Origin of the sequence: Rubrilithobacter danxiaensis (assembly GCF_047272945.1) — a bacterium.
Lineage (GTDB): Bacteria > Bacteroidota > Bacteroidia > Sphingobacteriales > Sphingobacteriaceae > Rubrolithibacter > Rubrolithibacter danxiaensis.
Map to the genome: position 1 here is coordinate 60,576 of NZ_JBKOPS010000015.1, position 12,378 is coordinate 72,953.

The 12,378-nt window shown below is 37.7% G+C and carries 18 protein-coding genes; 9 read left to right on the plus strand and 9 right to left on the minus strand.

What is annotated here, in order from left to right; all coding sequences use genetic code 11:
* The first annotated feature begins 18 nt into the window (after nt 1-18).
* Complete coding sequence (locus ACLCDL_RS16180; protein ID WP_423149446.1) at nt 19-1,860, plus strand: chloride channel protein; 1,842 nt, start codon at nt 19-21, stop codon at nt 1,858-1,860.
* 36 nt (nt 1,861-1,896) lie between these two features.
* Here ACLCDL_RS16180 and ACLCDL_RS16185 read toward each other — a convergent pair whose 3' ends face one another.
* Genes ACLCDL_RS16185 through ACLCDL_RS16200 form a run of 4 tightly spaced genes read right to left on the minus strand, consistent with a single transcriptional unit; the run spans nt 1,897 to nt 4,388 of the window.
* The gene (locus tag ACLCDL_RS16185) at nt 1,897-2,664 is read right to left on the minus strand and encodes a potassium channel family protein (protein ID WP_423149447.1); all 768 of its coding nucleotides are present in this window, start codon (nt 2,662-2,664) and stop codon (nt 1,897-1,899) included.
* A gap of 22 nt (nt 2,665-2,686) precedes the next feature.
* The gene (locus ACLCDL_RS16190) at nt 2,687-3,028 is read right to left on the minus strand and encodes a DUF1622 domain-containing protein (protein ID WP_423149448.1); all 342 of its coding nucleotides are present in this window, start codon (nt 3,026-3,028) and stop codon (nt 2,687-2,689) included.
* The gene (locus tag ACLCDL_RS16195) at nt 3,021-4,046 is read right to left on the minus strand and encodes an AI-2E family transporter (protein WP_423149449.1); all 1,026 of its coding nucleotides are present in this window, start codon (nt 4,044-4,046) and stop codon (nt 3,021-3,023) included. Before ACLCDL_RS16195 ends, ACLCDL_RS16190 begins: the two co-directional genes overlap by 8 nt.
* A gap of 12 nt (nt 4,047-4,058) precedes the next feature.
* Nucleotides 4,059-4,388: a four-helix bundle copper-binding protein gene (locus ACLCDL_RS16200; RefSeq protein ID WP_423149450.1), complete on the minus strand. Its 330-nt coding sequence runs from the start codon at nt 4,386-4,388 to the stop codon at nt 4,059-4,061.
* A 124-nt stretch (nt 4,389-4,512) separates the two neighbouring features.
* On the opposite strand from ACLCDL_RS16200, the gene ACLCDL_RS16205 reads away from it, so the two are divergent.
* A complete protein-coding gene (locus ACLCDL_RS16205) occupies nt 4,513-4,749 on the plus strand; it encodes a hypothetical protein (RefSeq protein ID WP_423149451.1) in 237 nt (78 codons plus the stop codon).
* A gap of 54 nt (nt 4,750-4,803) precedes the next feature.
* On the opposite strand, the gene ACLCDL_RS16210 is transcribed toward ACLCDL_RS16205, so the two are convergent.
* Nucleotides 4,804-4,992 (minus strand): hypothetical protein, encoded by a 189-nt coding sequence (locus ACLCDL_RS16210; protein WP_423149452.1) that lies wholly within the window; start codon nt 4,990-4,992, stop codon nt 4,804-4,806.
* 159 nt (nt 4,993-5,151) lie between these two features.
* Here ACLCDL_RS16210 and ACLCDL_RS16215 point away from each other — a divergent pair, with 159 nt between their 5' ends.
* The gene (locus ACLCDL_RS16215) at nt 5,152-5,544 is read left to right on the plus strand and encodes a YidH family protein (RefSeq protein ID WP_423149453.1); all 393 of its coding nucleotides are present in this window, start codon (nt 5,152-5,154) and stop codon (nt 5,542-5,544) included.
* 124 nt (nt 5,545-5,668) lie between these two features.
* On the plus strand, nt 5,669-7,072 hold the full coding sequence (locus tag ACLCDL_RS16220) for a hypothetical protein (protein WP_423149454.1): 1,404 nt from the start codon (nt 5,669-5,671) through the stop codon (nt 7,070-7,072).
* Nucleotides 7,073-7,109: 37 nt separating this feature from the next.
* Here ACLCDL_RS16220 and ACLCDL_RS16225 read toward each other — a convergent pair whose 3' ends face one another.
* Together ACLCDL_RS16225 and ACLCDL_RS16230 are read right to left on the minus strand one after the other, a co-directional pair.
* Nucleotides 7,110-7,580: a heme-binding domain-containing protein gene (locus ACLCDL_RS16225; RefSeq protein WP_423149455.1), complete on the minus strand. Its 471-nt coding sequence runs from the start codon at nt 7,578-7,580 to the stop codon at nt 7,110-7,112.
* Between the two features lie 79 nt (nt 7,581-7,659).
* Nucleotides 7,660-7,857: a hypothetical protein gene (locus tag ACLCDL_RS16230; RefSeq protein ID WP_423149456.1), complete on the minus strand. Its 198-nt coding sequence runs from the start codon at nt 7,855-7,857 to the stop codon at nt 7,660-7,662.
* Between the two features lie 171 nt (nt 7,858-8,028).
* Between ACLCDL_RS16230 and trxA the strand changes: the two genes are divergently transcribed.
* Genes trxA through ACLCDL_RS16245 form a run of 3 tightly spaced genes read left to right on the plus strand, consistent with a single transcriptional unit; the run spans nt 8,029 to nt 9,564 of the window.
* Entirely contained in the window at nt 8,029-8,325 is a 297-nt protein-coding gene (gene trxA, locus ACLCDL_RS16235; protein WP_423149457.1) for a thioredoxin, read from the plus strand.
* The gene (locus tag ACLCDL_RS16240; protein WP_423149458.1) at nt 8,325-9,281 is read left to right on the plus strand and encodes an aldo/keto reductase; all 957 of its coding nucleotides are present in this window, start codon (nt 8,325-8,327) and stop codon (nt 9,279-9,281) included. The genes trxA and ACLCDL_RS16240 overlap by 1 nt, the downstream gene beginning before the upstream one ends.
* A 46-nt stretch (nt 9,282-9,327) precedes the next feature.
* Nucleotides 9,328-9,564: a hypothetical protein gene (locus ACLCDL_RS16245; protein ID WP_423149459.1), complete on the plus strand. Its 237-nt coding sequence runs from the start codon at nt 9,328-9,330 to the stop codon at nt 9,562-9,564.
* A gap of 41 nt (nt 9,565-9,605) precedes the next feature.
* On the opposite strand, the gene ACLCDL_RS16250 is transcribed toward ACLCDL_RS16245, so the two are convergent.
* Nucleotides 9,606-10,028, minus strand: coding sequence for a hypothetical protein (locus ACLCDL_RS16250; protein WP_423149460.1), 423 nt, complete (start codon nt 10,026-10,028; stop codon nt 9,606-9,608).
* Between the two features lie 205 nt (nt 10,029-10,233).
* Between ACLCDL_RS16250 and ACLCDL_RS16255 the strand changes: the two genes are divergently transcribed.
* On the plus strand, nt 10,234-10,893 hold the full coding sequence (locus ACLCDL_RS16255; RefSeq protein ID WP_423149461.1) for a YceH family protein: 660 nt from the start codon (nt 10,234-10,236) through the stop codon (nt 10,891-10,893).
* Here the strand turns inward: ACLCDL_RS16255 and ACLCDL_RS16260 are convergent.
* Nucleotides 10,882-11,814: a sterol desaturase family protein gene (locus ACLCDL_RS16260; protein WP_423149462.1), complete on the minus strand. Its 933-nt coding sequence runs from the start codon at nt 11,812-11,814 to the stop codon at nt 10,882-10,884. The two genes, ACLCDL_RS16255 and ACLCDL_RS16260, sit on opposite strands and share 12 nt — an antisense overlap.
* A gap of 287 nt (nt 11,815-12,101) precedes the next feature.
* Here ACLCDL_RS16260 and ACLCDL_RS16265 point away from each other — a divergent pair, with 287 nt between their 5' ends.
* The gene (locus ACLCDL_RS16265) at nt 12,102-12,332 is read left to right on the plus strand and encodes a hypothetical protein (RefSeq protein WP_423149463.1); all 231 of its coding nucleotides are present in this window, start codon (nt 12,102-12,104) and stop codon (nt 12,330-12,332) included.
* Nucleotides 12,333-12,378 lie beyond the last annotated feature (46 nt).

Here is a 12,378-nt window from a genome sequence, read left to right on the forward strand (position 1 = left end):
GGTCAGTGATTACAATAAGTGAAAAAAAACTACATTAGAAAATATCACAGTTTACTTAAATTTAAAAGAGATTTTAGCAGATACAGTTTAAATACTGCCAGAAGTTACGAGATATTTATAAACTGGTTAAAAAGCAACCTTTCCAGAAACCAGTTCCTGATATTATCCGGCATTTTAGTAGGACTTAGTTCGGGTTTAGCCGGTGTTGTTCTGAAACTCCTTGTAGGTTATATCCATTTCCTGATTACGCGAAAAATACATTTTGACGAACAGATCCTGTTCTACATCGTATTTCCATTTGCAGGAATTGTATTAACAACTGCTATAGTAATGCTGGTTTTTAAAGGGCAGGACAGAAAAGGAATACCGGCTATTTTATATGAGATAGCACAAAATTCAAGCATAATATCATCAGTAAAGATGTACTCACAGATTATACAGAGTGCTGTTACTGTAGGATTGGGTGGATCGGCTGGGTTAGAAAGCCCTATAGCTGTAACCGGAGCCGCTATCGGATCAAACTTTGCCCGGACGTATAATCTCACCTATAAAGACCGTACACTTTTACTCGCTGCAGGAGCCTCAGCGGGAATTGCATCGGCTTTTAATGCTCCAATTGCCGGTGTTATGTTTGCCTTTGAAATTTTGCTTACGGGAGTTGTGTTTACAGATTTTATCCCGCTGGTAGTTGCGGCTATCTGCGGAAGCTTACTCTCAAAAATAATCCTTCAGGAAGACGTCTTATTTCATTTTAAAAGCCGGCATCCGTTCAATTACGAGAATTTACCATTTTATCTTGCGCTGGGAATTGTATCAGGTTTATACGCCCGCTATTTTCTGCTGATTTCTCATTTTATTGAACACCTTTTTAAAACCCTTAAACTCACCCGCGTAAGAAAAGCTGTTTTAGGAGGTGTCATTTTATCCATGTTATGCCTGCTTTTTCCTCCGCTCTTTGGCGAAGGATATCAAACGGTAAAAGAACTTACCGGCGGACACATTTCAAGGATTATTCAGAACAGTTTTTTCAGAAACTTTGACTTTGGCCCATGGCTGATTTTATCTTTCCTGGGTTTAACTTGCGCTTTTAAAGCTTTTGCAACAGCAATTACTATACAAAGCGGCGGTAATGGAGGTAATTTTGCACCTTCATTATTTGCGGGCGGTACTTTCGGTTATTTTTTTGCCATGCTTTGCCAGCAACTGGGTTTTACCAATATTCCGGTATCAAACCTGGTTATTGTAGGCATGGCGGGAGTTATGAGCGGAGTTCTATATGCCCCGCTTACCGCCATATTTCTTATTGCCGAATCAAGTGCCGGATATGATCTTTTTATCCCCTTAATGGTAGTTTCTGTAATAGCCTATTTAATAGCCATTTGGTTTTCTCCTATCTCTCCTGACCTTAAAGACCTTGCCGAAGAAGGAAAAATCTTTACACGCGAACACGATAAGAACCTGCTTTCCATTTTGCATACAGGCACTTTAATTGAAAATCCCCAACAAATTAACATAGATGCTTCCTTTGCTGAATTGCTTGAGGTAATAAAAAACGGGAAAAGAAATTTAATAGCAGTAACTAACAAAGACGGTCATTTGGAAGGAATTATTACGCTGGATGATCTGCGTCCTTATATGTTTGATGCTGACGCTGCGGGTAAGCTTACTGTAAAAAAAATAGCCAAAGCTCCTCCGGCTGTTATTTATTTAAAAGATCCTGTAATAAAAATTACCAAGAAATTTGATGAAACCAACACCTGGAACCTCCCTGTTATTGAAGAAGACGGAAGATTTATCGGATTTATCTCAAAATCAACCATCCTGAATCAATACAGAAAATTATTAAAAGAATATTCCTAAGCTGATTTAAAACTTTTATACGGAGGTATCCAACTTCTATTTTCTGGAATTAAGTTGTTCAATAATTCTGCTTAATTCTCTTATTTCCTTTCTGAGTTTTTGTATATCATCCGATCCGGCTACTGGGGCATTCTTTTCCTCGGCATCCCTCCCTATAAAAAAAGAAGCTAATGTAGCGGTAATGTACCCGAAAACGGCAAAACCATAAATTGCCAGCAGAAAACAAAGTACTCTTCCTTCGGTTGTATGCGGCCAGAAATCACTGCCGATAGTAATGACCAGCATTGTTGTCCACCACAAAGCTTCAGCATACGATTCAAGCCCGCCCTTATAATTTTCAAAAGCATACATACCTGCTGCACCGGAAAAAATTATTGCAAGGGTTAAAATCATCACATAACCGAAGCCTCTTCTGCGCATTGTTGCATTGAGACTTTTCATCCCCCGGTTTATTGATGAAACAACACGAATAAGCCGGGTGCCACGAAAAGCCCGAAGCAGTCGTACAAAACGAAAAATCCTGAAAAGCCTCAGTGCCGGAATAAGTAAGGAAATTGCAGTTAACCAGTTAGTTTTAAGAAATAACAGTTTTTGTGGAGCAAGAATAAACTTCAGTATAAAATCAATGATGAAAATTACCCATATAACGGTACTTATTAATTCGATATAACTGTTTGAGCCATTTATAAATTCGATTATTAAAAGAATTAACCAAATAAAGCCCAATGTAATCATTGGGCCTTCAAGCAATCGCTCTATATTAAAGAGAAGCTTACTTCGCTGTTTTGTCAGTTCATTCTGCATCTGTACATATATCTTAAGACCATTATCCGTCTCCCTTCAGGTCGCGTTCAAGAAAATAATTCAGCGCAGTTCTTATTGTAGCTATTGCTGCAAGTTTCCCGATATCATCCCAGGTTGGAGCAACGGCTGTAGCTAAAACATCAGCGCCTAAAAGCAGTTCGAGCGCTATTGCTACAGAGCTTCCAAATTCAACACGGATATCCCGTTGTTTTTTTGAATCGGATTTTATAAAGAACATGGTAAAATAATTCTTAATTGCCAGTAATACAGCTACAGCTATTACCACAGCAGCTACAATTTCTACTGCACTGCTGATGTTTTTAGCAATCGGTTCGGCAAATTCTTCCAGGTAAGTTTTATTCATCCTGCTTCTTTATATATAATTGCTGCACCAGTGTCATTATAATAAGTACTACCGGGGTTGCAAGTATTATTCCCAGATAGCCGGTAAGGGAACCTACTATCAATTGCCCTATAATAATTAAAGCCGGTGGTATACTTACCAGTTTTTTCTGAACTGTTGGAGTGATGAGGTTACTTTCTAAAGCCTGAATAAAAATATACAGGCACGCGATAATCAAAGCTGTATTTACTCCTTGTGATAAGCCAATCAGAACTGCCGGTATCATGGCAATTATAGGCCCGAAATTTGGGATAAAGTTTAACACTCCCGCAATAATTGCAAGTGCAAATATCATTGGAACACCTATAATTGATAATCCTATTGCCGTTAATACAGCAACTACAGCCATAGAAAAGAACTTACCCTTTAACCAGTTTTTCAGGTTATGACCCAGGATATTGAGTACATTTTCGCCTTCTTTTTTGCCTTTAGGCGGAATTAATGCAATAATTCCTTTTTTATAAGTAGAAGGGCCTGCAGTAAAAAAGATCCCTAAAAAAAGAATTACATAGAGGTCTCCAAGTACTCCAAATGTAGAACTGAAAAACCGCCGTACTGAGCTTATTAATTTCTTTGAATTTTGCCCGGATGTCTGATCTAAGATCTTTTGCCCTACAGGAGTTTCATTTAAACGGCTTTTCGCCTGATCAAGCATGGTTGGAAACTTATCTGATAACTGTGTGAGCTGCGACTCTACCTTCGATCCGATAAGCCAAAAAAGAAGTATCAACAATAAAAACGTACTGCCAATAGCAATTACCATACTCCATCGGTGCGATAGTTTTATTTTTCGCTGAATGAGGTCGGCAAAACCATGAAAAAAAAGTGCTATCAGTGATCCGGCCAGCACCATTAACACTACATTTATACTTGCTTTTAAAAGCAGAATAATTAGTATCACCAGGGCTGCAACACTTACCGCAATCCAAACCCTCTTCAGGTAATTTCTGATGTCGACATTCGCTTTTTCCTCCGGCATATACTTATAACCCTATGCCGCCATCTTTCTACATTCTTCTGCACACCTTTTACAAGCTTCTGCGCATTCACGGCAGTGCTCAGTTTGATGTTTTCCGCATTCATCACCGCAAGTCTGGCAAATTTCAGCGCATACAGCACATATCTTTTTTGCCTGCTCACTTCCCATACTCATTAATTGAGCGGATGTATAACAAATAGCTGCACATTGCATATCCAGCTCAATACATCTGGCCATCATTTTAACATCTTCTTCATGTGTACATGAACTTGCACAATGATTGCAGATTGCTGCACATTGCAGACATGCATCAATACATGATTTCCATTCGTGGTATCCCATAACGATAATTCTAACAGGTTAATTAAAGGGGTTTATTTTTTTAACAGGATTTGCCCATACCGGTTTTCTTTATTTAAAAAGAGAATTTTAATAAACTAAAAAGATGCCCAACGGTTAAGAAATTATGGACGAAAAAAGATTTGAAATAGAATTCAACAGCACAGACGCCGGCCGGGAAATGAAGCTGACTATTACACATACTTCAGAGACGTTCGATTTCAGATTTGAAGGAACCGATGTTTCACTGATCAACAACGGAGATAATTCCTGGAGTTCGGTAAAAGGACAATTAGAGCAGGAAATAGTTAATGAAATTGGACAGGAAATTGAGAAACATTATCAAAATGATATAATTCCTTAGATGAATTTAACCATCCAAGGAATTATGTTTCTGAAGGCAGATAGTTTATTTATTTTATTTAACTATTTCCACTTCATTCCACGAAACGCATATTTTATGGCCCAGGTAATTTACCCACAAGTCGTACCAGCCCATACTGTCGTACCCCAGAAATTCCATAAAAGGATGATTCTCCTGGAATTCTTTAAATCCCTTGCCTATGTACTTTAGCAAGGTTCCTTCGTTTAATTGGTCTTTATTCATAATTGGTTTATAATGGTTAGAGTAAAACGCTGTACAATTAAAAAACTTGCTTCAGAAATAATTTATATCAATTATGTTACCGGTTTTAATTCAGCTAAACGAAAGCGGGTAAAACACTCTCAGCAATAAAAGTTTTAAATTACAGGCAAAAATTTCTTGATGGAACCTATAAAAGAAGACCTTAAAAAAATAAATCCCAACGATCATTTAGCCAACGAACGTACCTTCCTTGCCTGGATAAGAACAAGTATAGCGATCATGGGTTTTGGTTTTGTTGTAGTAAAATTTGCTTTATTTATTAAGCAGCTTTCTTTTGTATTAGGAGAAAAGGCGGCTGTGGTACCGGGAAAGGGATATTCGTCCCTTATTGGCATCTTACTGGTAGCAATAGGGGCAATAGTAGCATTGCTGGCATTTTTACGCTATCGTATTATTGAAAAAAAGCTTTTAAAGGGCACGTATTTTCCCTCGTTTTCTCTTTCACTGGTGCTTACTTTTTCTATATTAATTATCAGCATCCTCCTTATGCTGTACCTTGTTCCAAGTGTGTGACAGCCAAAAAGAACATTAATTTCTCATATTTTCTCATTCCGGCGTCTCGAATATCCTAATCTTCATTTTATTAGAACCCTTTATACCTGAATATGTTAGGCTAGCAGGATAATATATACACGAAATGAAAAATCTCAATAAACTACTTGTACTACTCTTTTTAGTATCTTTTTCTTTTTCCTGTAAAAAAGATGAAGGCGGAAGCATAATTGACGATGATAAGTCCGTAATTCTTCAGGGAAGTATTACGGAAGATATGACGCTGGAGGCGAACAAGAATTATATTCTCAAAGGACAGGTTTTTGTTAAAAACAATGCCACACTGACCATACCGGCAGGAGTTACAGTTGCAGCAGAACAGGCAGCATCAGCAGCAGAAAAAGCTGCGCTGATAGTTACCAAAGGATCAAAATTACTTGTAAGCGGAACAGCCGAACAGCCCGTGGTTTTTACTTCAGGAGCAACGTCAAAAGCGCCAGGTGACTGGACTGGAATTATTATTTTAGGAAACGCCCCTACCAACCTGCCCGAAGCGCATATCAAGGGGATAGAAAGCAGCACCGATACCGAATTTGGCGGCGATGTGCCAGCAGATAACTCCGGAACTATACAATACTTACGACTTGAATACTGTGGTGGATTAAATCCGGGCCAGGAAGAGGAATGGGAAATTGATATGGCCAGCGGATTAAGTTTAGAAGGAGTAGGTTCTGGAACAACACTGGAGCATGTTATGGTTAAAAACTCGCTTGATGACGGCTTTCAGTTTGTGGGCGGAACCGTTAACGGCCGTTATTTAATCGCACTTGACAATGGCGATGATAATTTTGATTTTGATCGCGGCTATACTGGGAAACTGCAGTTTCTTATTTCTTATCGTCGGGCTTTCGGCAATCATGCCATCAGAGCAAACGGACTTGAAAGCTTAAACGATAAAGACGCTTCAAACATTCAGCCTTTTACAAAACCAGTCATTTCAAACATTACTATTATAGGTCCTGAAGGGATGGATAACAATGAAAACAATCATAGTCAGGGAATATATATAAGAAAAAATACCCGATTTAATATTATGAATTCCATCGTTGCAGGATATTCTGACGGCGGATTAATGCTTTGCCCCAGAACTAAACCACTGCTAATTAACAACGAAGGTTCTGAGTTTAAATTTAACCTGGTGAATTGCGATGATCCGGCAAAATCGTTCGCTTACGATACCGGCGGAAACGGAGAAAATATAATAGCCGACCCGCAGGTAGCCGCTTACGCTACAGAAATGGAAACAGCGAGTATTGAAAGACCTTCAGTAAATAAAAATATAATAATAGATCCTATTGCGGACCTGAAGCTGAAAGCAACTTATTCTGCCGATGTACCGGATCTTTCTCCGCAGGAAGGTTCACCTGCATTAACCGGCGCTGATTTTACAGATAACGACTTTAGCACTTTTTTCGAAAAAGTTACTTTCAGGGGAGCAACAGGTGCTGAAAACTGGGCGGCGTCCAGCAACTGGGCAGCCTGGAATTAACTTTGAAAGAGAGGATCATTACAGATGGTCCTCTCTTTTAAAGCTTCGCTTTTATTTTGCTTTGTATTTGTTTACGAATATTTTGTGCCCAATCTATCAGTTGCTGCTTCTCCTGATCGTTTAACACCGCATTTCTGTGAATTATGGTGTAAGATGTTAAGGGCATAGAGCCTTGCTGCTGGGTTTCTATAAGTTCATCCAGTTTATGATCCTGTTTTTTTAAAGGATATGCAGCAAACTCATCAAAATTGAGCTCACCTTTTCCCTCGTCAACATGATGTTTTAAAAACCAGGCAACCGGCTGAATGTGATTATACCAGGGATAACGCGTATTATTTGAATGGCAATCAGTACATGCCTTGCTTAAAATGGCCTGAACATTTTGAGGAACTATATATACTTTTTCTATAGCAGCAGGTTGTTCTTCCGATGTACTATTCTGTTCAGGCTGAAAGAACTGAATCAAAACAATAACAGTAAGAAGTACATATAAAATCTTTCTTATCATAAAACACCATTAAACTAACTTTCTTTATGTTTCTAACAGGAAGAATATAAAAGTAGCGAAAGTTTAACAAAGTGAATAATCACGAAGAATAATTGATGTTCCAGCACATTCCATGAGGACCTTTCTTTTTTTGTGCCTGAAAAACCACTTTCTTATTGTTCAGAATATATTCGTCTTTAATAGTAGACTCATTACTTCTGGCCGGATCAGGAAGTTCCTGTAAAAACACAGCCATAACCTCTGACAGGTTTCCATTAATGATTTTAAGATTTTCCATAGACTTGGAGTTACTGATAAACTTTATTCAAAAATCGCCTAAACAGATCCTTTAAAAAGTGTACTTCATCAGAAGAAAAAATGATCTTTATCAGGAAAATTTTATTCTCACAAAACCAAATAGTACTTAATTAATTGTACTAAGTATAATAACCAGTATAAGCAATAAATCATGTCAAACTTTTCAGATATAATTAAATCAGGAAAACCTGTCCTGGTAGATTTTTCAGCAGAATGGTGCGGGCCGTGTAAAATGATGGCACCTATACTTAAACAGGTAAAAGAAATGATGGGCGACCGGGCAACCATTCTAAAAGTAGATATTGATAAAAATCCTTCGGCGGCAAATGCATATCGCATTCAAAGCGTACCCACATTGATACTTTTTAAAAACGGAGAAGTTAAATGGCGACAATCGGGAGTTATGCAGGCAGCAGATCTTAAACAACGAATGGAAGCGCACATATAATGATGGAATTAAGAAAAATAGGAAAATCTGCCCTGGAAGTGTACCCACTATGTTTTGGTGGAAATGTTTTCGGGTGGACAGCAGATGAAAAAAAATCTTTTGAATTACTGGATGCTTTTACCGATGCCGGGCTTAATTTTATTGATACCGCAAATTCATATTCCAGGTGGGTTCCTGGAAATCAGGGTGGAGAATCTGAAACAATTATAGGAAAATGGTTTAAAAGTTCAGGTAAGCGACAAAAAATCATTCTGGCGACAAAAGTTGGCAGCGATATGGGTAATGGAGAAAAAGGCTTGTCTAAAAACTACATTATAAAAGCTGCTGAACAATCGCTTACCAGATTGCAAACTGATTATATTGACCTTTATCAATCTCATTACGATGATCCTGAAACACCCATTGAAGAAACGCTCGAAGCTTACAACCAGCTTATACGTGAAGGAAAAGTGCGTATAATCGGAGCTTCTAATTTTACGGCTCAACGGCTAAAAGAATCATTAGAAAAAAGTGAAAAATCAGGACTACCACGATATGAATGCCTGCAACCTGAATACAATTTATACGAACGTGAGCAGTACGAAAAGGAGTATGAACAGCTGGTGCTCGAAAATAAAATAGGCGTAATAACTTATTATTCACTGGCAAGTGGCTTTTTAACCGGAAAATACCATTCTGAAACTGACTTTAATAAAAGCGCAAGAGGCGGGGGAATGAAAAAGTACATGAACGAAAGAGGATTCAGAATTATTAAAGCCTTGGAAAAGGTAGCACAACAATACAATACCAGTGCTGCAGCAGTTGCTTTAGCCTGGTTAATGGCCTGTGCGGGTATTACGGCCCCCATTGCAAGTGCAACCAGCACTGAACAATTAAAAACCCTGGTACAGGCAACTGAATTAAGGTTAGACGAAATTTCAATTCGCTTACTGGACGAAGCCAGCGCTTATACCTGATTATAAATAAGGCTCAACAAATGCTGATGCCCTGTGTTTTAAAAGTATGGATGCAATAAATAAAGCTTTTTATGTTGAAGCGGCAATAAACGAAGAAGGCCCTAAAAAATTATTAGTTAAACCGGATGAAGACGGTTTTCTTATTTATAACAACGACGAATTTTTATGCCGTATAGAATTAAAAGACGAAGAAGACACATATTTAGATTGGAAAGTAACAAAAGGCGAAGTTTCTGAAGGAGTTGGAAATGCTATTGGAGAGGCAATAAAAAGGGTTATATAAAATTTATACAACCCCCACCAAATTAACCATAGATTATTTCTTTATTTAACCTCCTTCAATGCTTCTATATCATTAAAGTTTATATCGTCCGCTGTTGCAAAAACAATTCCGGGCAAACCTAAAGAGGAAGAATTTAGGCCTTTCAATGCTTCAATTTCCGCTATATTAATATCTCCGGCATTGATTATTCTAAACTCCGGTAAACGGTTTTGAACTTGGGATATTCCCTTTAATGCTTCAATTTCTGCCGTGTTTATATCTTGGGTATTGGTAAGTTTAAAAACAGGCAGTGTATTTGAAACGCCAATCTTTTTTAAGGCTTCTATTTCTTTAACGTTAATATCTTCCGGGCTTCCAACAGTAAAGGCTGGATAGTCTGAAACTTTTTCTGTTTTTATTCCTGCAAAAACAGTTGAAGAAAATAACAGCATTAACGAGCTGATTATAATTTGTACATTTTTCATGACTTTAGTTTTTATCTTATTGATTTAACTATAAGACAGTAAAGCGCTTAAGGAGGTTACAAGCGCTTTTAGAGAATTAGGCGAACAGCCGAAAGAACCCGGTAAACAGCAGAAATAAGACGGCGAAATAAAAAAAATTTAATCAGGCTTTAACCGGGCACATAAAAGAATTTTTAGAGATTGAGTACGATAAGTATCTTTACGGATGAATCTTTCAGAAAGCCTTCCTGTTCTTGATGCTGTAGAGCAACGTGTTCTTGGAGCACTAATGGAAAAGAGTAAAACTACTCCTGAATATTATCCCATGACAATAAATGCCCTGATAGCGGCATGTAACCAAAAAACATCCAGGAAACCGGTAGTTCAGTACGATGAAGAAACCGTAGCACTAGCTTTAAATTCTTTAAAGAAAAAAGGACTCATCTCTACTGCCACGGGAGGCTCGAGCCGTGCCGTAAAATACAAGCATAACTTCGCTATTGTTTACCCGGTTGCTCCTGCAGAAGTAGCCATTATCTGCCTGTTGCTTTTGCGTGGCCCACTAACACCCGGCGAATTAAATACCAATTCGGGCAGGTTGTACGAGTTTGAATCGATAGAAGAAGTTCAGCAGAATTTAGAAAAACTTGCAGAAGCAAATCCTCCATTTGTTATGCAGTTGCAGAAACGTCCGGGCCAGAAAGAAGTCCGTTTTATACACCTGTTAGGAGAAGTTAGTGATTTAACAGAAGAAGAAAACAGCCCTACAGAAACAAGTTCTAAAGGTGATATAGCAGCATTAGAATCGCGGCTCACTCAGGTAGAAACGGAATTGGCAGAAATGAAGGAAGCTTTTAATAAATTAATGAAAGAACTAATGGGATAATCCTCCACTTTCTTTATTGCTGATTTTTTGCTTATGGATTTTTGCGGGACTGGCAAACAGCTGAAATAGCTTGTTTTTTATTCCTTTGGCTTGCTTTACATCTCTTATCATGTCCTTAACCTCATGAAAATTAAGAAATATCGGGTCAAGGCGGTTGCCGATTTTTGTTGTTAAACCGTACTCAGGTTCTTCCTCTTCTTTCTGGTAAGTTCCAAATAAACGATCCCAGAAAATAAAAGTAGCTGCAAAGTTTTTATCAATATATTTTTCCTGAGAACCGTGATGAACCCGGTGATTAGATGGCGTTGCCAGTATATATTCAACAACAGGATGAAGCTTTCTTATAAATTCGGTATGTACCCAGAATTGAAAAAGCACACTTACCTGGCTCGTTACAAAGAAGATTATAGGGTGAAATCCCAAAAAAGCAACCGGTAAAAAGAAGATTATTTTAAAGTTTTGTATCCAGCTGAGCCTGAAAGAAACTGTAAGATTATAATGTTCTGCAGAGTGATGAACCACATGAGTAGCCCAAAAGAAGCGGTTGAAATGAGATATCCGGTGCGACCAATAACTTGCAAGATCAAAAATAAGATAACAGGGAATAATTGTCCACCAATTAAGTGACATTCGCCACGGGACAGCATTGTAAATCCACACAACCCCATAAAGTAAGCCCACTTTTAAAAGAACATTAATCAATACGTTACCCAACCCTACCAATGTTGAACCTATAGACTCTTTTGTTTTGTAATTCTTTTTATTTAAATACCACGAATAGCCAATCTCAAGGAATGTAAAAAAAGCCATTGCCGGTATTGCGTAGACAATTATTTCGGGTGAGTTTTGTTCCAGATGCGTAATTTGATCATAGGCTATTCTTTTTGCTCCAAAAAAATCCGAAAGGTTTAATAAAATCATTAAATCTGTGTTTATAAAGTAAGTAACAAGGAGTATTTTGATTGGAATTTCTTCTTCAGCAAGGCTGATTCTGAAGAATTGCTGTAAGACAAAAACACTTTCCTTTTAAATTCACCTGATGAATGTGTGTTAAAATAACACCTAGAGATATCAGGATCTTGTAATATAACGCAATAAAAGGAGGTTCAGTTTCCCGGATCTGTTTTCTATCTGTTATTTTACATGTACTTATTCTATTAATAACCTTTTTAATAAACACTATTTTGAGGTAAAGATGTTAATTAAACATGTACATTCTGTTTAAACGTTATGGCAAAAGCCGCCTCTTCAAAAAATACAGCTCTATAGAAGAATTAAATGAAGAAATAATTAAAGGCCATAACGAAAAGTTTCCAGGAAATAACCAATTTCATTACAATACAGATAACAAAGATCTTAAAATTTTAAATACCCGCTTAACCACTGAACTATGCCTTGAGCAGCTGGCTCTATCAAAATGCCTCGCTGAATTACAATAAGCCCCTTTGCTGCTTATAAATTTTCTTTTCTGACAGTTAAACATCT